Raw genomic sequence first — 22,883 nt, 5'->3', positions numbered from 1 at the left:
GCCCGCGACCATGTCTGATGCCTTACAAATAGAACCGAAAAAGCGGCGCGTCTTTGCGATCATTTCTCACCCGGATGCCGGTAAGACGACGCTAACGGAAAATATGCTACTCTCCGCCGGTGCTATTCACCAGGCGGGACAAGTCGCGGCGCGCGGACAGGTGCGCCGAACGCAATCTGACTGGATGAAGATTGAGCAAGAACGCGGCATCTCTGTCTCGTCCTCTGTTATGACATTCGAACATTCTGATCTGATATTCAATTTGCTCGACACGCCGGGACATGAAGACTTCTCGGAGGACACATACCGAACTCTGACGGCGGCCGATTGCGCCGTGATGGTACTCGATGTGGCCAAAGGTATTGAGCCGCAAACGTTAAAGCTTTTCGAGGTGTGCCGCCTGCGAGATATTCCAATTGTCACCTTCATCAACAAGCTGGACCGAGAGGGGCAAGACCCGTTCGAACTGCTCTCCGAAATTCAGGATAAGCTCGCTTTGGATGTTATTCCAATGCAATGGCCGGCCGCGTCCGGACGGCGCTTTAAAGGGATCGCTGATTTGCGAACCGGAGAGTTTCTGAAGTTTGTCAGGAAAGAAGACGGAGGCGAGCATAGTCTCGCGCGGATGGATGAAAACTCTCTAAAAGACCATTTCGACAATGATGACTTGCTGGAAGAGTTTCTCGAGGAACAAGAACTGGCTAAAGAATATGGCGAGTTTAACGAACAGTCTTTCCGGGAAGGCCATATGACGCCGGTCTATTTCGGTTCAGCTCTTCGGAAATTCGGAGTGCTTCAATTGATTGACGCACTCGCGGAATTTGCTCCGGCGCCTCAGCCGGAACGCGCGAAAAAAGCCGGGCAAATGGTCGAGGTTGAACCGACGGATAAAGGAGTCTCCGGATTTGTGTTCAAAGTTCAGGCCAATATGGATTTAAACCATCGGGACCGGGTGGCATTTCTTCGCATGTGTTCCGGTGAGTTCAAACGGGGTATGAAACTCAAAACGGCTGAGAACAAAACCATCTCGGTTCACAACCCGATTTTGTTTTTCGCTCAGGACCGGGAGCTCGCCGAGAATGCCTATGCCGGAGATGTCATCGGCATTCCCAATCACGGCGCGCTTCGGGTCGGGGACAGCCTATCGGAATCCGGCAAGATTAAATTTGCCGGCATTCCAAACTTTGCGCCCGAAATTTTAAGGCGGGCACGGCTCGCCGACCCACTCAAAGCCAAACATCTTCGCAAAGCCCTTGAGAGTCTGGCGGAAGAAGGTGTGACCCAGCTGTTTAAACCCCAGATGGGAGCGGATATGATCGTTGGGGCCGTCGGATCTTTGCAGATTGATGTCATGCGCGAGCGGATAAAAACCGAATATGGGCTCGACGTCACATTTGAATCCCCTCTTTACCAAACCGCCCGGTGGGTTGCGTCAGAGGATGCGGACATCTTGAAAGCTTTCGTCGACAAGAACAGTGCCAATATGGGAACGGATTTGGACGGAGCGCCGGTTTTCCTTGCAAAATCCGCTTGGGATGTCGGTTATGCGCAGGAAAAAAACCCGAAAATTAAGTTCTTAACCACCAAAGAACGGGCTTAACCGAAAGAAATATTAACTCAAATGACAGGATTGGAACAAAACTTGCTTGGGATATGTTAAATTAATCGCTCAAGAAAGTGACGACAATGTCTCCATTCGTGCCAGCTCTGATAATGTTCACTATCACAGTCTTCGTGGTAACCCTCTTTTTTATTCCTCCTACACTCTTCAAACAGCCCAATAAGCTTGTAAATTTTTACTGGATGGGCTTTTGGGTTTTTCTTGGACTGATTACATCTATCACTGGCGCCCAGAATACGCTGATGCTTTTGGGATATAATGCTGACCCTCTGGCAAACTCCGTCTTGGTCTCCGTTATCCTTTGTTTTGTTTTCTTCGTTTGTTTCGCGTGGTTTCGCCTCTCATCCGCGGCGATATGGCATGGATATAAGAAAATCCGCGCCCGAATTTCCTGAAATTCTAGTTTTGACTGGGTCCGCCCGCGAGGCTGGATTGTTCAACCGTTCCGCTTGCGCGTGATGACATGGTCGGAATAGGCGCATCCGGATCCGTGGGAACCATTGCGCCTGAATTTGGCACTTGCACATCGTCATTCAGTTTCCCGAAAAGGCTTTGCTGGGCCTGTTCGGCACTCAAGCCTTTCGCCAGTACTGAAGGGTTCGTCTGATTAGAGGCGGACGCCGACAGAGACGGCGAGGTTGTTTCCCCATATGTAACGGGGTCTGTTGCGGACCGACGCGCGAAAGGCGCGGTTTGAGGAGTATATTGAGGCGCGTAATTTTCAGACCTGTAACTCTCTGGCCTGTAATTATCTGGCGCGTAATTTCCTTTCGGTGGATAAGGCTGTCCTGCTGTCTGGTTCTGAACGGAAGTATTGTGAAAGGATTGCGGGGCCGGTTGTGCTTGATATGCCATATTGCCCTGCGCTCTCTGGACGCCCTGGCCGGACGGACCTTGTTGGCGGCGTCTATCTGAACGCGTGACGGGCCCTTCCTGTCGCACAGGCGGCGCCGCTCTATATTGCGGGGCCCGGTTTTGCGGCGCGTATGATTGCGGCGGATAAGGTTGAGCTGCGCTATTTTGCAGAGAGGCAGGGTTTTGCGGCCGAGTAGCTTGCCTTTGCATTTGCTCCACTTGACGCGGATTAGAAGACTGCCCGCCGAGGTCGTATTTGAATGTTTGTGGCATCACTATTGCGCCGTTTGAGGCGCTCTGGTTGACCGGCCCGCGGCGTTGTTCACCCTTTGCCTCCATCTGGCGATATTGATTTTGCTGAGCGGTCAGGCTTTCCCCTTGCGACGGCGTAATCGCCCCGCGTGCCGTAGAGGCCGTTTGAACCTGCCTTTGTTGCGGCGCAGCTTCTCTTACTATGCGACGATTGGACGAGCTTTGTGTTCGGCTTTCTGTCGGGCTTTGATAGGCTGGAGACGTTCCAACACGAATAGTGTTGGTTCCGCCGGCCACGACGCCGCGACTATAAGCTCCGAAGCTATTGGAGCCGCTAATGGATATAGCGCTTGAAACTGGGGGAACATCATTGGCGTTGAATTCACAAACACCGGAAGCCTGAGGGCCGGGTTTGACATAATTCCAGCTCCGGCATTGCGCATCCCCGGCGCAATGGCTCTGACAGACATCCGCGCCCGGAGCAATCACGCTCTGGTAAGGGTTTCCGGGACGATATTGTCCAAGGTCAGCCGCCTGAGCCGTGCCGCCCATAAAGAGCGTGATCGAAGAGGTGATTAGAAATTTGCGCATAGCTATCCCCAAAATGATTCTAAGGCGAGTGTCGTTAATAGATGTTAGCTTTTGGTTAACCGTATTTGTTAAGAGCTGAGTTTGTTACGCCCATGCCAAGGCGCGCCGCCAAGAGACACTCCTGGCGGCGGGCGGGATTTGGCGAGCCTCGAATACGGGGCGGCGCACGGACGAAGAAAAAAAGGGTCTGTTTTTCTAAAAATATCGGCTCCTGCGCTGAAGGCGGAGCCTCTCTCGGAACCTCGTGAAAAAATATATGCCGCCTCACCTTGCAGTCCTTTGGCGCGGCGGGCTCAACTACATCGGGAGGCACAGCTTCTTCGCTTTCTTCTTCTAACGGCCTTATTTCCGCCGCCGCTCTGAACTCTTCCGGCCAGACGGTGATGGGGGTTTTCAGTCCGGTAAAGTCGGCCATGGGCCTCGGATCAAAATCATAGTCGTAATCCGGGTCGGCGATGGGATTTACCAATCGAGCTTGCGGCGGCAATCTGAACCACCCGTCAAAATCCATCCGGCACGGGTCGCGCAGGATGAGCGGGTGGGCATTGGCTTTCATGAGCTCGCGCATATGGGCGCGGCGGGCAGCTTCTTCTTCGTCCGCCGCAGGGTGGAATATTGTGTGATAGGTTTTCTCCGGCGGGGCCGCGTCAATCGCGGCCTGACGCTTTGTCCAGCGCCTCAGCCGTTTCCAGCCGCCAAGTTCGGAAATCACCCGCTCCCGCCAATCGGGGCGCAGGAGCATGGCTATTTTCTGGCGGCGCCGGAAATGGGCCTGCGAGGCCTGTATCATGACGCGGACATGCCGGCGGAGCTGACGCGCCAGAGAAAGCGTCACTTCAGGATGGACGATAGCGGCGAGCAACTGCGCGCAGAGCCAGGCATAGTGCGCCCGAAGGGGCGCGAGGTCGGGGAGTGGTTCCCGTTGCGATATGCGGTCTTCAAACGTCACCAAGCTGAGTATAGGCGCAATTTGGAGAGCGGGGACGGGGTTGTAAAAATCGGCGTAAAGTCAGGCCGTTGAGCGAATATAAGATGGGGTTTTCCTCCTCCGTTTACGGGGGAGGTGGGCGGCCAAGGCGGCTCGGAGGGGGAGCCGCACAAAACAAAGATCTGCGTGATACGCTCCCCCCATCCCCGCTACGCGGGACTTCCCCCGTGAACGGGGGAAGACAGAATTAGAAAGAGATTAAACCTAATGAAAAAGCGAACGAGGAGGCCCGCTTTAAATTCGCACTCTTCCGCGACAAGCCTGCACCCCTCACCCGCCCTTCGGGCACCCTCTCCCCATGGGAGAGGAAAAATTAAAGGGGAGAGGGAGAGTTAAAGTCGGGGCTTCATTTTTAACTGCCAACACTCTCGAATATTTGAGTTGAGACTGCCGCGTTAAAGATTAAGCAAGTTCTACATTAATTTTGAAAAGAGAGACGATTATGATTGGATATACAACTGTTGGCGTAGCAGATATGGAAAAGGCCAAGACCTTTTATTGCAAACTTTTCGAAGATCAGGGCGCCAAAGTGCAATTGGACGGCGGCCGGATCGCCATGATCGGCGCGTCGAAATCAGAGCCCATGATCGCCGTGTGCAAGCCATATGACAAGGAATTACCGACGCCGGGCAATGGCGTCATGATCGCCTTTCCCGCCAAGTCGAAAGAGCATGTAAGCGAAATGTATCAAAAGGCCCTTGCGCTCGGCGCAACAAGTGAAGGCGAGCCCGGACAACGCGTGCCGGGCGTATTTTACGGCGCTTATGTTCGCGACCTGGATGGCAACAAGCTGGCGTTTTTCGTCTTTGAATAGGTCAGAACGAAACCCACGCCATCCCGTCATCCCCCGGCTAGACCGGGGGATCCATTCGGTGTTCTTGTCGTGTTGAAACTTTAAGCGTTAGGTATAATCTTCCCGCTCAAGGGTAATTGCGAACTGACCAAAGACTGAAAGAGCGCCGCATAGATTACCCGATTAAATCGGGTAATGACGGCTTTGAAAGGAAGCCCTACCGATATTTATGCGGCATATCGCTTTCATTGAGCGGATTGTAGCGGTCACGCAGGAGCGACTGACGCGACTCGAGACTTTGCTCATGCCCGTCAATCCAGACCTTTACAGGCGCAGACGTCGCTTCAAGAGGATCTCCGTCCCAGACAACCAGATTTGTAATAGGGCCTGTTGCGATATCCGAGCTTGGCAAATCGAACCAGCCTGCGGGAGTAGAGGTAATCGCGGCAAAGGCCTCGTCCCAGGACAGACCGTTGCCCACGGCGTTCCCGGCATGTTGTCCCAGAGCGGCCGGTTTCGTGACGCGGAAGGACGTCAGGTTTGCAATCGCGTAGTCCACACCGGCTTCGTCCAGCAAGAGCACGTTTTCATACCGCGCGCCAAGATCTTCGAATTTCGAGGGCAAATCCTGAACCGGGTCCACAATGACCTTGATGTCCGCTGCAGCAAGCGCGTCGGCGACCTGCCAGCCTTCAGTTGCGCCGAGGATGATAATATCCAGAGCGGGATATTTTTCCTTGAGGCGAACAATTCCTAATAAGTCAGAGGCGCGGCTGGCCGCGATAATCATCGGGACTTCGCCGCGAACCGCCGGAGCCAATGCCGCCGCGTCCTGTCGGGAGAGCGCGTCTCCATCCGTCGGAGACCTGTAGCGACTCGGATACCCTTCTGCGTCGTCCAGAGCGGCGCGAAGCTGCGCAAGGGCCGCGCTGCGCGATCCGCCGGCGCGGCTGGACCCTGTTTCGCCCAGAGCTACATGGACAAAAGCGCTATCATTTATGACCGATTCAAAATCGCCTGTTGTGTTGGCAATCAAACCCGTACCCGCGAAAATAGACTCGCCAGACGGAGACGGGCTGACGACCGCATGGGTGACTCCGCGCCGCCGCGTATTGGCAATATGGGCGGTGCGAGGGTTGAAACTATCCACGGCGCGTTCACTGACAGAGGTGTCTGCATCAGAGGCCGAAATATCATTCGTCGAGCTTTCTGCACCAATATCCACAAGACCGAGGGTTGAAAAGCTGGAAAACAGACCGGGGGTGACCCACTGCCCTGCCCCGTCCAGAACGTCCATGCCGTCAGGCGCGGTGAGGTCAGACCCGATTTGCGCGATCTGGCCGCCGCGAATGAGGATATCCGTATCCGCCTGCTGCCCTGCTTCGGTGACAACAGTTGCGTCTTGAATGAAAAGATCCTGCGCGAGAGCCTGCGTGCTTAGCAAAGCTGCGCTTGCGGCGGTGAGGAGTATCTGGAAACGCTTACTCATAGCTTATCTCCTGCGTTTGAAGTCTCTTGCATCAGCGAAGCCGGGGCCTCGCCCTGTCCCAGACGGAAATCACTTTTCGGTTTCAGACCGGAGGCGCGGTCAAAGACAGTCGCGCCGTCAATCATGACCGTTTCAGGGCGGGCATAAGTTGAAAACGGATCGGCGGACCAGAGGACAATATCGGCGCGTTTGCCGACTTCCAAAGTGCCGGTTTCGTCAAGAATACCCAGCGCCTTGGCGGGATTGGTTGAAAGCCATTTCCAGGCTTCGGCCTTGGGAATATTTAGTCCCGCGCGATTGCCGTCCGCCCAGGTCTTGGCGACTTCCTGATTGAGACGTTGAATATTGTTGTCATCATCGGAATGGATCATGGCGCAGGCCCCGGCGGCATGGACGAAAGGCACGTTTTCCCGAATGCCGTCATAGGATTCCATTTTGAACGCATACCAGTCGGCCCACATGGCGGCGCAGGTGTCATTCTCGGCCAGAATATCTCCGATTTTATAGGCTTCGACCGCGTGGTGGAAAGTCGTCACCTTGTAATCAAATTCCTTCGCGATATCCAAAATCTGGACCATTTCATCGGCGCGGTAGCAATGCATCTGCACGAGAATTTTGCCGTCGAGCACATCCGCCAGCGTCTCGAGCTGGAGGTCGCGCGTAAAGTCATTGTCTTTATCATCGCCCTTTTCAGCGGCTTTATCGCGCTTTTTCTTATACTCGGCCGCGCGTATCCAGTTTTTGCGGTAGCCCGCCACATTGCCCATGCGTGATCCTGGACCGCCTTTGTCGCCGTAAACCCGTTTCGGGTTTTCGCCGCAGGCCATTTTAAGCGTTTCCGGCGCGCCCGGGAATTTCATCCCCTGTACGGTGCGCGAGGCAATATTGCGCAGCGTCACGCCTTTCCCGCCGAACAAATTCGCAGAGCCCGGCAAGATGTGAAGCGTGGTGATTCCGCCCTGCAGGGCTTCGTCAAAGCCGGGGTCTTGCGGCCAGACGCCGTGTTCGGCATCGACCTCTGACGTGATGGGGCTTGTGACTTCATTGCCGTCGCTATGGGCGTTCACGCCGGGAGAGGCGTAATTGCCGAGATGGGAGTGAATATCGATAATGCCGGGGGTAACAAAGCGGCCCTGCGCGTCAATTGTTGTCGCCTCGCTCGGGAAGTCTTCCGGCGCTTCGGCGTCCGCTCCCACGGCGACGATGCGGCCGTCCTGAATATAGACACTCCCCGCCGCGATCTCGCTGCCCGTGCCGTCAATGAGCTGCGCATTTGTGATAACCGTCGGTTCTGACGCGAGAGGCGCATAGGTGGACGGGAAAGCGTTTTCGACTTTCGCGTCTTTATCGGGCTTCGTCTCCGATTTGTCAGAGGCGGCAGGATCGCAGGCCATAAGGAGCGCTGCGGCGGACAGGAGGAGGAGACGTTTTTTCATAGCGCTTTTAAGACGTAAATCTTACGCAAGTTCAAGCGCTCAATCGTATATTTTCGGGATAAGATTACCCTTTGGACGAATTTGCGGGAAGTCGCACCCGCTGTTTTAGACGGGCTGCTTGGTCAATGCTTCCTCAACTTCGCGAAGGCGGTCCTTGCCGAAATACATCTCGCCGCCGACGAAAAAGGTGGGAATGCCGAAAACGCCCTGCTCCACTGCCTCGGCCGTGTTTTTCATCAACTGTTCTTTGATGTCCGGTTCTTTGGAGGCCGCCAGCAGCGCCGGGCCGTCAAATCCGCCTTCGGTCATTACGGCCTCGAAAACCCGTTCATCCTCCATTTTCTTATTGTCTTCCCACATGGCTTTCATGGCGAGCGCGATATAATCTTCGAGCCGATCCTCACGCTCCGCCGCGATGGCCGCGCGCATCATAATAAGCGAATTGACGGGGAAATGCTGGTTCATGCGAAAATTCTGAAGCTCATGCCTCTGAATGAAACGCCGGATTTCCAGCATTTGATAGTCGAGTTTTCCCTTCACATTGGAAAACGCCACCATCGGGGCCTGATTGCCCGTTGCCTTGAATATCCCGCCCAGCAGGCAGAGGCGGTAATTGATTTTTCCATCATGACGCCTGACGATTTCCGGGAGAACCTTATAGGCGAAATAGGCGTTTGGGCTCGCGAAATCGAGGATGAAATCTACGGTTCTGCTCATTTTACCAACTCTCTTTTCTTACCAGTTTTCTTTCCAGGGTCTCAAATCCAGCTCATGCGTCCACGCCGTGCGCGGTTGCTTATGCAGCATAACATAGCTCTGCGCGATATGTTCGGGATTGAGGAGGGCGTCCGCCTCCCGCTTCTTATCGACCTCCGGCAGGTTTTCCCGAATGAAGTTTGAATCAATCGCGCCGTCGATAATCGTATGTGCGACGTGGATATTCTTTGGCCCCAATTCGCGCGCCATGGACTGCGCCAGAGCCCGGAGTGCATGTTTGGCTCCGGCAAAAGCGCAGAAGCCGTTACTGCCGCGAACGCTTGCTGTGGCGCCCGTAAAGATAATCGTGCCGCGCCCGCGCCTCAGCATATGTTTCGCCGCTTCCCGCCCCGTCAGAAATCCGGCAAAGGCCGCCATTTCCCAGACTTTGCGGTAAACCCGCGCGGTGGTTTCGGTGATGGAAAAACGGACATTGGCGCCGATATTGAACACGACGACGTCTATCGGCCCGATTTCGGCCTCTACCTTTTCGAACAAGGCAACCATCGCCTCTTCGTCGCGCGCATCGGTCGGGAGCGCTACGGCCTTGTTCCCCTCCTCCCGGATAGACTGCGCCAAAGCTTCCAGCGCCTCGGCCCGCGCCGGACGCCGCACCAGACACGCGGTCAGACCTTCGCGGGCAAAAGCACGAGCAATTGCCCCGCCCGTATCATCCCCCGCCCCGATCACAAGGCAAACTTTCTCGGTGTCCGGCATAGTTCCTCTCCTTCACAGGAGGTTACGCATTAAAACAGACAAACTTCCAGAAGCTTTTTTGTATAGGCGGCGTTCAGGGTGATTGCGGCGCCGTGGCTGTCGTTGATTTTTCCTATCGCATTTCCCAATCGCACCCGTTAGACAATCCTATGATTAATAACGCACCATTTCGTTTAGGCTGGGTGATTTTATTATCGTGGTTCGTTGCGACGGTGTTGGCAACAAGCTTTGTGGATGCCCAATGGTTCTTTGGGAGAGCCTCTCAGTATAGAAATCCTTCATTTCTCTTAGCGGTGGCGTGGATTTTATTGGTTGGGAAAAGAATTTATTTAATAATTGTATTCCTACCTGCCGCATTTTTGTTCGTCAAAATCAAATGGTTCTGGATCAGGTTTATATTGGCCTTCGCAATATGTGCCTACCCATCTCACCATATGTGGTTCCCGCTAGCTAAAGTTAAAACACCTCTCGATACTATCGGATTTGGCGTAGGGTTTGCCATCCTCGTACTTTTTTCATTTTTGACTGCCAGATATATCGGACTTCGAGGCAGCATAAATGAACCCTGACAGTGTTTACAAATGTATTCAGCATTGCCTCCAAAGCAACCAACTTTGTACCAACAACAACTAAGAATCCTCACCTCCCTTTCGGCGCCGCTTTCGCAATCTCCGCGAGGCTTTCAGAGCGGGCGTGGCCTGTCCAAGAAAGAGCCCTTCTGCTCATTGCCCATCAATGATGAGAGGGCCCATGAAAGATGAGAAGCAAAACGGCCCTGACTACTCCCTGGCCCGCATTAGACCCCATCATTTAGAGCTTATCATTTAGATTCGGAATGCAGGTTCGGATAAGTCCAGCTCCAGGGGTAATCTGTTTCCCCCAATATTTTTTCGGCTAAAACAGGAAAAACAATTTCAGAGCGAACACTATTTCCGAGAATGATAAGGCAGCGCTGCTCGGTTTCTTGGCAGATCACAATATTGCCGGTCCAATCATTATGGCCCCCTTTGGCAAATGTCAGTCCGGTCGGGCCCTGCCAGGTTTCGACGCCCAATCCGGCCGACAATTCAATTTTTTCATGCCGCATGTCCCGGGTCTCGTAAAATTGAATGGTTGGAAATTTCTGCTTTGTCCGGATGGGTATTTGGCCTCGAACCCATTCTCTTCGCATTTGCTCTGATAGTCCCTCCCCCGCAAGCATTCCCCGCCACATGAGAGCCTGATCAGCGATTGTCGTGTCCATCGACCCGGACGCACTCACATTGCTTCGCGCGTCATGCGGCTCAAAGGATCCGTCCATGGCATATCCGTCGGCAAGATTATCCGCGAAATCCTCTCGCCATTGCATATCCGTATTTTTCATTCCAAAGCGGTCAAAAATACGGCGCTGCATCTGTGTTTTTACATCCAGGCCCAGTCCCTCTTCGACAACCAGCTGCAACATATAAAAACCTTCCCCCGAATAGGCATATTCCGTGCCCGGGCGGAAATGGAATTTCAGCTCTCCATCAGGTTCAAGAAACCGCAAATTTGCGAGACCTGTACTGTGGGTCAGAATGTGTCTGGGAGTCAGACTTCGCCAGTGTTCCTTCCCTTCAAGGGATGTCCAGTCGGCATAACTGGGCAAGGGTTTTTCCAGATAGTCAGCAATCGGCCGGTCCAGATCCACCAGACCCTCATCGACAAGCTGAAGAACCATGTAAGAAAAGGCCGCTTTGGTCAGCGAAGCCCCATACATAATGGTATCTGTTTCAAGAGGAAGTGCCTTTTCAACATTTCGATAGCCATAGGCCCCCAAATGAGAAATTTCGTCTTTTTCTATGACGGCGACCGCCATGCCTTTTATATCATTTTCGGCCATGAGTTGGCGGATTTCCGTATCAAGATCGCTATGATCCCATTGGGTCATTTCGACCTGAGATGACGACTTGGGCGTCAGGGTACATCCAGTCATTACAGCCGCAGAGGCGACAAAAAGCACGTGGCGAAGATTTATCAAGCGAGTTAAGTTTGGCATGGAAATTACCTTTTTGAAATTTTGAAAGAAGACGTGTGGGGCCAACGCCAGCTCACAAAAAAACACCCCAAGCCGGCGAGGCTGAACATGAAACCCAGAATATTGGCCCAGCCAAATCGATCCGGCGTTTGAATATTGGTGCCGCCGACCAGGCGCCAAACCCGTTTGCCACCTGTAACATCGGCGACAAACTCTGGTCCTCTGAAGTCTCTTATATACTGCGTCTGGTCATCAAGACGGGCAATCAGGGCGTCCCGTTTCGCGTTGCGTGTTTCTGACTCCGGCGCCGCCTCGTCCGTCGTCTCCCCAATATCTGCAAAAACATCCAAGCTTTCGCCCGGTAAGATGACGCCTTTGGATTGATAGCTATATTGAGGCACCACACCGCCGCGATCCAAACGTGCCAAACCGAGTAAAGCGCCCCCCATTGCAAGTGCGCACACCCCCGCAATGAGCCATTGTCGAGACTCTGATTTATCATTGGATGTCTTCTTGACTTGAAGGTGCTTAATCATTTCAATATCGGACAAGCGCTCAACTTCGTCCGGAGACAAGTCAGCCAGTATCTCCTCCGCCTGAACCAGATAGGCCGTAAGCAAACGTTGGAACACCTCATCGGAGGGGTAGGCTTTGCTTGTTTCAAGTTTGGACAGATAGGATTGTTCAATTTGAATCCGACTGGCGGCCTCCGGCTGCGTCCAGCCTAACGCTATTCGGCGGGCCTTTAAATATTCCCCGAAAGTCATTTCTTTGCTCCTTTTTGTTCCGGGCAATTTGTCGCCAGGAATATCAGGAATACAAGTTGAATATTTGGGAATATCCAGGAATATTGGAAATTTTAATCAGGTTAGCTCCCCTTCGGCGCCGCTTTCGCAATCTCCGCAAGGCTTTCCATTTCCAGCCCGGCCCCGCCGATGAGCGCGCCATTGACGTTTTCTGTGGCCAGAATTTCTTGCGCATTGGCGGGTTTGACAGAGCCGCCGTAAAGGATTCGCGTTGTGGGCCAGACACGGCTGCGGATAAAGGCATGCATGGATTTTATATCCCCGGGCGTGGCAGTCTTGCCTGTGCCAATCGCCCAGACGGGCTCATAAGCAATGACGTAATCCGTCAGGTCGTCTGGGAGCGATCCGGCCAGCTGTTTTTCGACGACCTCTTCCGCCTGACCGGCCTCGCGTTGCTCGAGGCTTTCACCGACGCAGATAATGGGGATGAGTTCGGCTTTGACCGCCGCTTCGACCCGCGCCCGCACGTCTGCGTCCGTCTCGCCCGCGGCGCGGCGTTCGGAATGGCCCAATATGACATATTCAGCCCCGGCATCAGAGAGCATCTCTGCGCTCATTTCGCCTGTGTGGGCGCCTGAAACCTGGTCATGACAGGTCTGCGCGCCGAGCCAGATATCCGCGCCGCCGCGTTTTTCCGCCAAGGGGACGAGAAAAACAGCCGGCGGACATATCAGGACATCCAGATGGCGCCGATCGGCTGTGGGCAAGAGGGCGTTAAACTCAGCGGGCTTGTTTCGCCAGCTCATATTTCCGTGCATTTTCCAATTTGCGGCTATCAGGGGTTTAATCGTCATCTCTCTCACCTTATTCTTACAGCAAAATGCTTGTGCAGGCGCGCCGGTCTGATAAGACCTGCTCGCTAAACCAGACTTTCAGTAGAGGCCTTTCATGGCGGAATCAATCGGCGGCAAAATTCGTAACACACTTGTCGGTATTCTTATCGGGATGCTGGTCCTGGCTTTTGCGGTCTGGGGCGTCAATGACATGTTCACGCCAGGCGCAAATAATGCGGTGGCCACAGTCGGCGATATGGAAGTCAGCACGCAGGAATTTGACACGCTGTTTGCCCGCGAACTGGAACGCATCAATTCAGAGCGGCCCGAAGCGCTAACCAATCAGCAAGCCTTTGACCAGGGTCTGCAGAATCAGGTTTTGCAAAGAATGATTACCAATACGGTCGTCAAGATCGACGCCGATGATCTAGGTGTTGGCGTGAACAAGTCCCTGGCGCGCAAAGAAATTTCGAGCATTCCGGCTTTTCAAAACGAGCTGACGGGCGAGTTTGATGAAAACAAACTCAATCAGGCCCTGGCCCGCGCCCGCATCACGCGTAAGCAGTTCGAAAATGATACGCTCAGCTCCCTTCGGTCCCAGCAAACTATCCCGGCCATTACAGGCGGATTGGTGGCGCCGGCCAATTATGCGGCGATGCAATACAAGTTTTTGACAGAGCAAAGACGCGCCAGTGTCCTGACGCTGACGCCAGCCGCAGTGGCGGAGCCCGAGACGCCGTCTGACGACGTGTTGCAAGCCTATGTAGACGAGAACAGCGCCCGCTATATGGCGCCGGAATATCGCCGTTTCAGCATGATACGGGTGGAGCCTTTCGATTTTGCAGCGGATCTCGAAATCGACCCCGAACAAGTTCGGGAAAGTTTTGAGTACCGCGTCTCGACCGGAACAATCGGATCGCCCGAGACGCGCTCCGTTGCTCTGATTACCGCAGCCGATGAAGAGACGGCCAAAGAAGCCGTCGCCCAACTGGAAGCCGGAACCGAACCGGAATTGGTCGCCAGCGGATTAGGCCTGGAAGCGCCAGACACTTATGAAAGCGTCGGCAGAAACGGTCTTGTCGATCCTGAAACCTCCAAGGCCGCATTTGAACTCTCCGAAGGCGAAGCCCGCGCCGTTCTCGGCGGGCTTGGCAGCTGGAACGCAGTCTATGTCCAGGGCGTCACGCCAGCCGTTATTCCGGATTTCGAGGACTCCAGAGCCGAAATTGAAGAAGAGCTCCTCAACGCCAAAGCGCTCGACGCGATTTATGACCTGACCGCCGAGATCGAAGACGCCCGTTTGGATAACCTTCCGCTCATTGAAATTGCCGAACGCGCCAAAGTGCCAATGTCGGAATATCCGTTCCTTGACCGGCGCGGTCAGACCCAGGACGGCATCAGAATGAGTGGCTTTTCAGGCATTCCAGGTATTGCCACGGATGAGACAATACTTCGGACGCTTTTCACCGCTGATTTGGGATTTGAGACGGATCTGTTTGAAACGGCGACGGGCGGCTACGCCATGATCCGCGTGGATGATATTATCGATAGAAAAATGAAGCCTTTCGAAGACATTCGCGAAGACGCGCTAAGCGCCTATATGTCTGAGCAGCGCGCGGAAGCCTTGCGCGCCAAAGCGATGGAGCTGACCGAGCGCGTTCGCGGCGGCGAGAGCCTGGACGCGTTGAAAGCCGAAATTGGCGATGCCGCTGATGTGTCTCAGACCGGTCTGGTTCGGACCAACCCGCCGGAGTTTCTTGGCCCGCAAGTGACTGTCGGTCTGTTTGACGGCGCTGTCGGTGATGTTGTGAGAGGTCCGGGGCCAGAAGGCATGACCCAACAGATCGCCAAGCTCGAGCGCATTATTGCCAGCCAGGACGGTCTTGCCGGTACCTATCTGGAAGTCCTTCAGGAACAGGCCACCTCCTCTATCAGCAATGATATTCAGAACGCCTATCAGGCCGCGATCATCAAGGAAAACCCCGTGCAGCAATATCCAAGTCAAATCCGGTCTGCTCTGGGCCTGACGACCGAGAATTAAGCGCAGGATTTATAAAACTAAACCTATGGCGTTAGAGTTTCATCCGGCCCCTGACGAATTTGTTGGCGCTTTGAAAGAGTCGGAAACCCCGCAGCTCGTCTATACCCGTATCATCAATGATATGGACACGCCGGTTTCGGCGTTTTTGAAATCCGCGCTCGGCAAGCCCTACGCGTTTCTGTTCGAATCCGTTCAGGGCGGAGAGCAGCGCGGACGTTACAGCTTTTTTGGCTTTGACCCGGACATGATCTGGCGCGGGGTTGGCGATGAGAGCGAAGTGTCCCGCGACGGCGGCGAGAGCTATAACTCCTTGAAGGAAAAACCGCTCGACGCCCTTCGCGCCCTTCAGGCCGAGAGCCATTTCGATCTGCCCGAAGGCATCCCGCCTATGGCCGCAGGTCTGTTTGGCTATCTCGGCTATGACATGATCCGGCAGGTCGAAGACATTCCCGGCGGTAATCCCGACCCCATTGGCACGCCTGATGCGATTATGGTCCGCCCGCGCATCGTCTGTATTTTTGACCAGATCGCTCAGGAAATCATAATTGCCTCGACGGTTTATCCGGGAGGGGACCCCTCAGACGCCTATGCTCGCATCGAAAAGGTTGTGGACGACCTCAGCCTCCCCATTTCCTCGCGCGGCTTTGCGCCCGTTGAGGCACCGTCAATAGAGCCGCAACTCGGCACCACGGCGGAGAGTTTTGGGACGCGGGTCAAAACGGCGAAGGAGTATATCCTCGCCGGAGATGTTTTTCAGGTTGTGATTGGCCAGCGCCTCTCCGCGCCCCTGCCCGCCTCGCCTTTTGCGCTCTATCGGTCTCTGAGGCGGATGAACCCCTCGCCATTTCTTTATTTTCTCGATTTTGAAGATCACCAGATTATCGGCTCCAGCCCGGAAATCCTTGTCCGTCTTCGCGACGGGGTTGTGACCGTCCGCCCCATCGCCGGAACGCGGCCGAGAGGCAAGACGGCGGCGCAGGACAGAGCCCTGGAAGCTGAGCTCCTCGCCGATCCGAAGGAATGCGCCGAACACCTCATGCTCCTTGATCTGGGACGTAATGATGTCGGCCGCGTTTCCAAGCCGGGCACGGTGCGCGTGACGGAGCGTTTTACGATCGAACGCTATAGTCATGTCATGCATATCGTCTCGAACGTCGAAGGCGAAATTCAGGACGATATGGACGCAGTCTCCGCCCTATTTGCAGGCTTCCCCGCCGGAACGGTCAGCGGCGCGCCGAAAGTCCGGGCTATGGAAATCATCGATGAGCTGGAAGACGAAAAGCGCGGCATCTATGCGGGCGCGGTCGGATATATCAGCTCCAATGGCGATATGGACACAGCCATTGCGCTGCGGACCGGCATTGTAAAAGATAATGTGCTCCACGTTCGCGCGGGCGCAGGCATTGTGATGGACTCCGTACCGCAACTCGAATTCGAAGAAACGCTTCACAAAGCGGCGGCTCTGTTCCGCGCGGCGGAAGCCAGCGTAAATTTCGAGCGGAATTGAGATGGGAGTTTTGGAGAAACATAAGATCAGGTTTCGGGAAATGCAGGCTAATTTCTCCTCCCCGCATGCGGGGGGAAGTCCCCTGCGAATGCAGGGGGATGAGGGGCTACTCTCCGCATTTTGCTTCGCTCGGAACCTCCCCCCCATCGACCTCCACTTCGCTTCGACCACTTCCCCCCATAAATGGGGAGAAGAGTTTTTAGGGGATTTTTTCTAATGCTCCTCGTTATCGATAATTATGACAGTTTTACCTATAACCTCGTGCATTACGCGCAGGAGCTGGGCGCCGAGACTAGGGTTATCCGCAATGATGATATGAGCGCGGGCGAGGCCCTGAGCCTCGGCGCGGACGCCATTCTGCTCTCCCCCGGCCCAAAGACTCCGAATGAAGCGGGTATGTGCCTCGACCTGCTCCGGGAGGCGCCGGACGCCCTGCCTATTCTGGGAATCTGCCTCGGCCAGCAAAGCATGGGTCAAGTGTTTGGCGGAAAAGTCATTCGCGCCAAAAATATTATGCACGGCAAGATTTCGGATGTTGAAAATGATGGGTCTGGCCTGTTCGAAGGACTGCCGAAGACTTTCAAAGCCACGCGATATCACAGCTTGTCGGTCGAGCGCGAAAGCCTGCCCGACGTGCTTCATATCAATGCCTGGACGGAGGACGGCGAGATTATGGGGCTGCGCCACAAGACTCGCCCGATACACGGCCTGCAATTTCATCCCGAATCAATTGCCTCGGAATATGGTCATGACCTGGTTCGCAATTTCTTGAAATTGGCGGGAATTGACGCGAAAGTTGCTTCATGACCATCGATGCAAATATTTTCAAAAAACTGACTATGCGTCAGCGCCCCGAACCCGAAGAGTTTGAGGCCGCGATCAAAACCATGCTGTCCGAAGACCGCGACGACGTACAAATTGGCGCGCTCCTGCTCGGTCTGGAAATGATCGGCCTCACCTCTCAGGAAGTCCGTATCGGGACAAAGGTGATGCGCGAAAATATGACCCCCGTCCATATTGACGCCGACGTTATTGATATTGTCGGCACGGGCGGCACAGGACTCCACACGCTCTCTATCTCGACGGCCAGCGCGATTGTCTGCGCAGGCGCGGGCGCGAAAGTCGCCAAACACGGAAACCGCGCGGCCAGCAGTCTGGCCGGTACGGCGGACGTTTTGTCAGAACTTGGCGTCAACCTCGGTATGTCGCCGGAGCTTGCGGCCAAATGCGTCATGGAGGCAGGCATCGGGTTTTTGTTTGCCCCGAACCATCACCCCGCCATGCGTTATGTCGGACCTGCGCGCAAATCGCTCGGCGTCCGGACTTTGTTCAATATTCTTGGGCCTCTCTCGAATCCGGCAGGGGCAAAACGGATGCTTCTCGGCGTGTGTGAGGATCATTGGCGTCTGCCTATGGCCGAAGCTTTGCGCGATCTCGGCGCGACCCATGCCTGGGTCGTTTATGGCGGCGACGGCCTCGACGAAGTCACCACAACGACGGTCACCCATGTGGCCGAAGTCAAAGACGGCAAAGTCACCGAATTTGTTATCCATCCGCTCGAATACGGCATTGCCAAGTCGGATATGGCGCATCTGAAGGGCGGAACGCCTGTGCAGAACGCGTCCAGCCTGCGCCGCCTTTTGGACGGAGAGACAGGGCCCTATCGCGATATCGTGCAGCTCAATAGCGGCATTGCGCTCCATATTTCCGGCATTGCCGAGACGGTCGAGGACGGCATGAAGTTGGCGGCTGCGTCGATTGAAAATGGAGACGCGAAAGCGGCGTTGGAAAGTTTGGTTGAGGTGAGTAATGGGTAATACGCTGATGGACGCCCCAGATGTGCTCCTTAAAATCGCGGCCTATAAAGCGGGTGAAGTCGCCGAGCTACGTGATGAAATCTCGCTTGAGGATTTGCGCCTGACCGCCCGCGACCAACCCGCACCGCGCGGCTTTGCTGACGCCCTGCGCCATTCACCTGCCCCCGCCATTATCGCTGAAGTCAAAAAGGCCAGCCCGTCCAAAGGCCTTATCCGCGAAGATTTTGACGCCGTCGCGATTGCAAAGGCGTATGAAAACGGCGGCGCAGCGTGTCTCTCTGTGCTGACCGACGGGCCCGGCTTTCAGGGCAGCAATAGGATATTTTCGCAAGTGCGCGCCGCGACCAACCTCCCTCTCCTGCGCAAAGACTTCATGCTCGACCCGATACAGATCGCCGAGAGCCGCGCCATGGGCGCCGATTGCATCCTCATCATTTTAGCGATGATTGACGATAAAACCGCCCGAGATTTGATGGCCGAGGCGGCGCATCTCGGCATGGACGCGCTGGTTGAGACCCATGACGAGAGCGAAATGGAACGCGCCGTGGAACTGGGCGCGACGCTGATTGGCGTAAATAACCGGGATTTGCGAACATTCGAAACATCGCTCGACACATTTGGAAAGCTCGCCAAACTGGCCCCAAAAGAGGCGTTATTGGTGGCCGAAAGCGGGATCTTTACGCCTGGGGATGTAAAAATTCTAGCCGACCAAGGCGCGCAAGCCTATCTGGTCGGAGAAAGTTTAATGCGGCAGGGGGATGTGGCGGGAGCGCTTAAGGCTTTACAATTTAAAAAATGACTTCAATTCTCAAGAGATGGAAAAAGTATAGCGAACTGCCACGCGCTGAATACATTACTTTTCAATCCAAACTTACTCATGAAGAAATGAGAAATTGGCTTTCTGTGAACTTGGAGAATAGTTTTTCTAGTTTCGCCGCAATGAAATCCGCCTTTTCGTCTAGAAAGAAGCGCAACTTTATAGGTAGCTTTGACGATAAAAATTTTGAACTCACATTGATAAAAGACCAGTCGCGTAAAAATCTAAATTTTAGTCCACCACTCGTTTCGGGTTCCTACGATGAAAACATTGAAGGATTGAGTATCAATTTAGAGGTCGGGATAAAACGACCGTATTGGTTCTGGAGACTTTCTCGCTGCTTCCTATGGGTCTTCATGTTATCTTATCTGCTTGTCCCATTAATTGGAGTATCTTTATCAGGAAGTCCCGCCTCAGCATTACTTTTGGCCGCCACCTTATTGCTCATTTCGGCTCCCTTTGTGGCCCTCATTGTTTTCTATCTGTTTGACTTCCTCCCTCTAAAATTAGTGAGAAAAACCCAGTCCAAAACTATAGAAGTACTAAAACAAGAGTTTGAAGCTAAATAAGCTCCCTCTTGACATATAGCAGAACAACACTAGAACAGATAGGGAATGTTTCTGATTTGTTCGAGGTGATTCCGAAAGGGTTGTTATGCTAACGCAAAAGCAAAAAGATCTTTTAATGTTGATTGATGCGCGGGTGAAAGCCGTTGGCGTGCCGCCGTCTTATGATGAAATGAAAGACTCTCTGGGTTTGGCAAGTAAGTCCGGTATTCACCGCCTGATTTCCGCCCTCGAAGAACGCGGCTTTATCCGCCGCCTGCCGAATAAGGCGCGGGCGCTGGAAGTTCTGAAACTCCCCGAAGACATGCAGGACAAGGTCGTCTCCTTTGCCGAGAAGAAGGCGGAGAAAAAAGCGGAGCGCTACTCCGCCAATGACGGCGTCTCTATTCCCTTTGTCGGTAAAATCGCGGCGGGCCTGCCCATTGCCGCGATTGAAGATAGTTATAACACCATGATCGTGCCGCCGCATTTTGCCGGTAATGGCGATCATTTCGCGCTCGAAGTCGAAGGCGAGTCGATGAAGGATGCGGGCATTCTCGACGGCGACATTGTTATCGTGAAAAAGTCCAATACGGCGCGCAACAATCAAATCGTTGTAGCTCTTGTCGATCAGGACGAAGCCACATTAAAGCGCCTTTACAAATCCGGCCAACAGGTTGAATTAATTGCAGAAAACCCTGATTTCGAAACGAAAGTTTTCGGCCCTGACCGCGTTGAGGTTCAAGGCATTCTGGTTGGCCTGTTGCGGGAATATTAGTTAGGTTTTAGCGGAGTTATTCTCTTCTCCCCGTTTAGGGGGGAAGTGGCTGGAGACGTAGTCGGAAGTCGATGGGGGGATATTTTCAAATTTTGATCGCGTATCTCTACAGCCCCCATCCCCCGCTTCGCGGGTACTTCCCCCCGCAAGCGGGGAGAAGAGTTATAGGGCAGTTTCCAACTCAGCTATTTTATCCCTCACTCCCAAACCCGCCGTTTCTCCGGCGGTTTTTTTGTGCCTTTGCGCCTAATGCCCCGCTTCTCTAAATAGACATCCAATGCCCCCTCCCGTCTGAGCACCTGCCCGTCAATCAGCTTGGCCGCACAGTTTCGCCTGACCTCCGGCCCGACATCGCGTTCTGTCAGTATGACCAGATCTGACGAGGCGCATTCGACTCTGGCTTCGGAAGGGTGTGTCAGGATGGAAATTTGTTTTCCTCTGATTTGGAAGCGGCAGGCCAGCGCGTCACAAGGCGCGTCCGTCTTATCCATCGCAATGGCGTCCACCTCGCCTCGTCCGGCCTTTTCGGAAAAGCGCTCCCGTCCGTAACTGTCGGCACGTTCACTTGTGACGATAAGCCTCTGCAAATCTTGACTTTCCCAGAAGGCGACGCGGCCATCCTCTGAGATACGAAGCGATGGAACTGGTTCATTCCACCAGCCGATAAAGCAGACCAGAATGAGCCCTGTTGCAATAAGGCGCCCTCGAAGCCCTCCTAAAAGAAGCAGGATAAAGGCGAAACCATAGGCGGCAATCACCCAGCCAGGCGCGGCTTTGACCTGCACGAGAGCGCCGTCCCAGCTCGCAATCCAAGTAGAAATTTTGACAAGCCCTGTAATGGCCTGCCCCATCGCCCAGAGGGGCGCATCTTCTAACCCAAGCGGCATAAGGACGAGAGACAAAATACCCAGCGGCATAACGGCAAAGGTAAAGAGCGGCATGGCGAGTAGATTTCCTACCAGGCCAAACCGCGCTATCCGGCCAAAATGAAACAGAGCAAATCCGGCTGTGGCGAGTCCGGAGACAAAACTTGTAACGCTCAGTGAAAGCGTATCGTTGCGTAACTTTGTGAGCCAGCCTTTCGGCGAACCGCCCGGCGTAAAATCCCGCCAGCTGCGATAGACCACGACCAAGGCCAGAACGGCGGCAAAAGACATCTGAAACCCGACCGACAGGAGCGCTTCGGGATGTAAAAACAGCGTGATGGCCGCTGCCACGCTAACCGAGCGCACCGATATGGCGCGCCTGTCCAGTATCACGGCGAGGAAGACGATCACCGCCATGATATAGGCGCGCTGCGTCGCCACCGATGCCCCTGACAAGATAAGATATCCCGTTGCCGCGCCTATACCGAGTAGCGCCGCAAATTTACGCACGTCATAGCGCCGGGACAAAGGCGAAATATGGACTAAGAGGAAGGTGAATATCCAATACGCTGTTCCGGCCAAAAGCCCCATATGCAGGCCCGAAATCGCTAAAATATGCGCCAATCCGGCGGTGCGGAGCGCGTCCGTGTGCTCCGGTGGAATATAGCGGCGCACCCCGGTGAGCAGCGCGGCTTGCAATCCGGCAGTTTCAGCTGGAGCAACAGTGTGGATATGGCCGGCCATGCGATACCGAAAGGCCGCAAGCCCCCGCCGCCATGATGGCTCTCCTGCCCCCGGCCTGACCTCTGGCGCGGAAATGGCAAATCCGAATCCGCCGACCTGTTCAAAAAATGCCCTCTGGCGCGGGCTATAGCCGCCCGGGACGACTGGCCTCGGAGGCGCGGACAGGACAGCGCGGAGGCTAACATAGTCCCCGGCAGAGGCCGCTTCGTTGTATTTCTGTCCGAGCCGAACCCGGACTTTTTTTGGCGCGTTCATCCCGTCCGCCCAATTAAACTCTTCCACATTTATGATCCAGCGAACGCCTTTGCCGGAGGCGGCGATCTCTTCGACCCAGCCGGAGAGTTCATAGGCCCGTTCATAATCCGGAAGGCGCGGGCTCTGCGTTGCCTGACTATGCCATCCGGCGCGCCCGGCCCCCAGCAATAGAGCAAATAGAAAGGCGCCCCATATCCAGCCTGTGAAAGCCGTCTTACGCGTCACCCATAACAGTATGGCGACGAGGCCTATGGTCAGACCCAAGGACCAACCGAACACGCTGAAAGGTAAGGTAAAATACAGCGCAATCCCTATCGCAAAGCAGATCACCAGTGTATCAAAGCGAAAAGGCGGAACCTCTGCCCAGTTCAAGGTTTTTAAGGTAGACAGTCCTGTATGGCGCGCCAACGAAATTTGCGCCGTATCAGGGCTTTTCACCG

At 54.5% G+C, this 22,883-nt stretch carries 20 protein-coding genes; 10 read left to right on the top strand and 10 right to left on the bottom strand.

Going from position 1 to position 22,883, the window contains the following annotated elements; genetic code table 11:
* Positions 1-10 precede the first annotated feature (10 nt).
* Positions 11-1,600: a peptide chain release factor 3 gene (locus ACN0IC_RS05530; RefSeq protein WP_416877769.1), complete on the top strand. Its 1,590-nt coding sequence runs from the start codon at positions 11-13 to the stop codon at positions 1,598-1,600.
* Between the two features lie 420 nt (positions 1,601-2,020).
* Here ACN0IC_RS05530 and ACN0IC_RS05525 read toward each other — a convergent pair whose 3' ends face one another.
* Complete coding sequence (locus ACN0IC_RS05525) at positions 2,021-3,319, bottom strand: PAN domain-containing protein (RefSeq protein WP_416877768.1); 1,299 nt, start codon at positions 3,317-3,319, stop codon at positions 2,021-2,023.
* Between the two features lie 55 nt (positions 3,320-3,374).
* Complete coding sequence (locus ACN0IC_RS05520; protein ID WP_416877767.1) at positions 3,375-4,268, bottom strand: hypothetical protein; 894 nt, start codon at positions 4,266-4,268, stop codon at positions 3,375-3,377.
* A 481-nt stretch (positions 4,269-4,749) separates the two neighbouring features.
* Between ACN0IC_RS05520 and ACN0IC_RS05515 the strand changes: the two genes are divergently transcribed.
* The gene (locus ACN0IC_RS05515) at positions 4,750-5,121 is read left to right on the top strand and encodes a VOC family protein (RefSeq protein ID WP_416877766.1); all 372 of its coding nucleotides are present in this window, start codon (positions 4,750-4,752) and stop codon (positions 5,119-5,121) included.
* A 196-nt stretch (positions 5,122-5,317) separates the two neighbouring features.
* Here ACN0IC_RS05515 and ACN0IC_RS05510 read toward each other — a convergent pair whose 3' ends face one another.
* The 4 genes from ACN0IC_RS05510 to ACN0IC_RS05495 form a co-directional block, all read right to left on the bottom strand.
* The gene (locus tag ACN0IC_RS05510) at positions 5,318-6,589 is read right to left on the bottom strand and encodes an amidohydrolase (RefSeq protein ID WP_416877765.1); all 1,272 of its coding nucleotides are present in this window, start codon (positions 6,587-6,589) and stop codon (positions 5,318-5,320) included.
* A complete protein-coding gene (locus ACN0IC_RS05505) occupies positions 6,586-8,025 on the bottom strand; it encodes an amidohydrolase (RefSeq protein ID WP_416877764.1) in 1,440 nt (479 codons plus the stop codon). The genes ACN0IC_RS05510 and ACN0IC_RS05505 overlap by 4 nt, the downstream gene beginning before the upstream one ends.
* A gap of 105 nt (positions 8,026-8,130) precedes the next feature.
* Entirely contained in the window at positions 8,131-8,742 is a 612-nt protein-coding gene (locus ACN0IC_RS05500; RefSeq protein WP_416877763.1) for a 2-hydroxychromene-2-carboxylate isomerase, read from the bottom strand.
* Positions 8,743-8,760: 18 nt separating this feature from the next.
* The gene (locus tag ACN0IC_RS05495; RefSeq protein ID WP_416877762.1) at positions 8,761-9,498 is read right to left on the bottom strand and encodes an SDR family oxidoreductase; all 738 of its coding nucleotides are present in this window, start codon (positions 9,496-9,498) and stop codon (positions 8,761-8,763) included.
* A 149-nt stretch (positions 9,499-9,647) separates the two neighbouring features.
* Between ACN0IC_RS05495 and ACN0IC_RS05490 the strand changes: the two genes are divergently transcribed.
* Entirely contained in the window at positions 9,648-10,067 is a 420-nt protein-coding gene (locus ACN0IC_RS05490; protein WP_416877761.1) for a hypothetical protein, read from the top strand.
* 251 nt (positions 10,068-10,318) lie between these two features.
* On the opposite strand, the gene ACN0IC_RS05485 is transcribed toward ACN0IC_RS05490, so the two are convergent.
* The 3 genes from ACN0IC_RS05485 to tpiA form a co-directional block, all read right to left on the bottom strand.
* The gene (locus tag ACN0IC_RS05485) at positions 10,319-11,515 is read right to left on the bottom strand and encodes a serine hydrolase domain-containing protein (RefSeq protein ID WP_416877760.1); all 1,197 of its coding nucleotides are present in this window, start codon (positions 11,513-11,515) and stop codon (positions 10,319-10,321) included.
* A gap of 5 nt (positions 11,516-11,520) precedes the next feature.
* Complete coding sequence (locus ACN0IC_RS05480) at positions 11,521-12,261, bottom strand: helix-turn-helix domain-containing protein (protein ID WP_416877759.1); 741 nt, start codon at positions 12,259-12,261, stop codon at positions 11,521-11,523.
* A 101-nt stretch (positions 12,262-12,362) separates the two neighbouring features.
* Positions 12,363-13,094, bottom strand: coding sequence for a triose-phosphate isomerase (gene tpiA, locus ACN0IC_RS05475; RefSeq protein ID WP_416877758.1), 732 nt, complete (start codon positions 13,092-13,094; stop codon positions 12,363-12,365).
* 94 nt (positions 13,095-13,188) lie between these two features.
* Here tpiA and ACN0IC_RS05470 point away from each other — a divergent pair, with 94 nt between their 5' ends.
* From ACN0IC_RS05470 to lexA, 7 genes are all read left to right on the top strand, one after another.
* Complete coding sequence (locus tag ACN0IC_RS05470) at positions 13,189-15,114, top strand: SurA N-terminal domain-containing protein (protein WP_416877757.1); 1,926 nt, start codon at positions 13,189-13,191, stop codon at positions 15,112-15,114.
* Positions 15,115-15,139: 25 nt separating this feature from the next.
* A complete protein-coding gene (gene trpE, locus ACN0IC_RS05465) occupies positions 15,140-16,621 on the top strand; it encodes an anthranilate synthase component I (RefSeq protein ID WP_416877756.1) in 1,482 nt (493 codons plus the stop codon).
* 216 nt (positions 16,622-16,837) lie between these two features.
* On the top strand, positions 16,838-17,428 hold the full coding sequence (locus ACN0IC_RS05460) for an anthranilate synthase component II (protein ID WP_416877755.1): 591 nt from the start codon (positions 16,838-16,840) through the stop codon (positions 17,426-17,428).
* Entirely contained in the window at positions 17,425-18,438 is a 1,014-nt protein-coding gene (gene trpD / locus ACN0IC_RS05455; RefSeq protein ID WP_416877754.1) for an anthranilate phosphoribosyltransferase, read from the top strand. The genes ACN0IC_RS05460 and trpD overlap by 4 nt, the downstream gene beginning before the upstream one ends.
* A complete protein-coding gene (gene trpC, locus ACN0IC_RS05450) occupies positions 18,431-19,237 on the top strand; it encodes an indole-3-glycerol phosphate synthase TrpC (protein WP_416877753.1) in 807 nt (268 codons plus the stop codon). The genes trpD and trpC overlap by 8 nt, the downstream gene beginning before the upstream one ends.
* Entirely contained in the window at positions 19,234-19,824 is a 591-nt protein-coding gene (locus ACN0IC_RS05445) for a hypothetical protein (RefSeq protein WP_416877752.1), read from the top strand. The genes trpC and ACN0IC_RS05445 overlap by 4 nt, the downstream gene beginning before the upstream one ends.
* Before the next feature lie 85 nt (positions 19,825-19,909).
* The gene (gene lexA / locus ACN0IC_RS05440) at positions 19,910-20,578 is read left to right on the top strand and encodes a transcriptional repressor LexA (protein WP_416877751.1); all 669 of its coding nucleotides are present in this window, start codon (positions 19,910-19,912) and stop codon (positions 20,576-20,578) included.
* A gap of 197 nt (positions 20,579-20,775) precedes the next feature.
* On the opposite strand, the gene ACN0IC_RS05435 is transcribed toward lexA, so the two are convergent.
* Entirely contained in the window at positions 20,776-22,881 is a 2,106-nt protein-coding gene (locus ACN0IC_RS05435) for a ComEC/Rec2 family competence protein (RefSeq protein ID WP_416877750.1), read from the bottom strand.
* Between the last annotated feature and the right edge of the window lie 2 nt (positions 22,882-22,883).

The sequence above is a fragment of the Litorimonas sp. genome, assembly GCA_029936425.1.
Taxonomy (GTDB): Bacteria; Pseudomonadota; Alphaproteobacteria; order Caulobacterales; family Maricaulaceae; genus Litorimonas.
Note: the sequence above shows the minus strand (reverse complement) of the source record. Positions and strands in the feature narration are given on the sequence as shown.

Coding starts and splice junctions, on each gene's coding strand:
- trpC (WP_416877753.1), top strand. CDS start 18,431: ATGGGTAATACGCTGATGGACGCCCCAGATGTGCTCCTTAAAATCGCG.
- lexA (WP_416877751.1), top strand. CDS start 19,910: ATGCTAACGCAAAAGCAAAAAGATCTTTTAATGTTGATTGATGCGCGG.
- tpiA (WP_416877758.1), bottom strand. CDS start 13,094: ATGACGATTAAACCCCTGATAGCCGCAAATTGGAAAATGCACGGAAAT.
- ACN0IC_RS05495 (WP_416877762.1), bottom strand. CDS start 9,498: ATGCCGGACACCGAGAAAGTTTGCCTTGTGATCGGGGCGGGGGATGAT.
- trpE (WP_416877756.1), top strand. CDS start 15,140: ATGGCGTTAGAGTTTCATCCGGCCCCTGACGAATTTGTTGGCGCTTTG.
- ACN0IC_RS05500 (WP_416877763.1), bottom strand. CDS start 8,742: ATGAGCAGAACCGTAGATTTCATCCTCGATTTCGCGAGCCCAAACGCC.
- ACN0IC_RS05485 (WP_416877760.1), bottom strand. CDS start 11,515: ATGCCAAACTTAACTCGCTTGATAAATCTTCGCCACGTGCTTTTTGTC.
- ACN0IC_RS05445 (WP_416877752.1), top strand. CDS start 19,234: ATGACTTCAATTCTCAAGAGATGGAAAAAGTATAGCGAACTGCCACGC.
- ACN0IC_RS05480 (WP_416877759.1), bottom strand. CDS start 12,261: ATGACTTTCGGGGAATATTTAAAGGCCCGCCGAATAGCGTTAGGCTGG.
- ACN0IC_RS05505 (WP_416877764.1), bottom strand. CDS start 8,025: ATGAAAAAACGTCTCCTCCTCCTGTCCGCCGCAGCGCTCCTTATGGCC.
- ACN0IC_RS05510 (WP_416877765.1), bottom strand. CDS start 6,589: ATGAGTAAGCGTTTCCAGATACTCCTCACCGCCGCAAGCGCAGCTTTG.
- ACN0IC_RS05525 (WP_416877768.1), bottom strand. CDS start 3,319: ATGCGCAAATTTCTAATCACCTCTTCGATCACGCTCTTTATGGGCGGC.
- ACN0IC_RS05460 (WP_416877755.1), top strand. CDS start 16,838: ATGCTCCTCGTTATCGATAATTATGACAGTTTTACCTATAACCTCGTG.
- trpD (WP_416877754.1), top strand. CDS start 17,425: ATGACCATCGATGCAAATATTTTCAAAAAACTGACTATGCGTCAGCGC.
- ACN0IC_RS05490 (WP_416877761.1), top strand. CDS start 9,648: ATGATTAATAACGCACCATTTCGTTTAGGCTGGGTGATTTTATTATCG.
- ACN0IC_RS05470 (WP_416877757.1), top strand. CDS start 13,189: ATGGCGGAATCAATCGGCGGCAAAATTCGTAACACACTTGTCGGTATT.
- ACN0IC_RS05515 (WP_416877766.1), top strand. CDS start 4,750: ATGATTGGATATACAACTGTTGGCGTAGCAGATATGGAAAAGGCCAAG.
- ACN0IC_RS05530 (WP_416877769.1), top strand. CDS start 11: ATGTCTGATGCCTTACAAATAGAACCGAAAAAGCGGCGCGTCTTTGCG.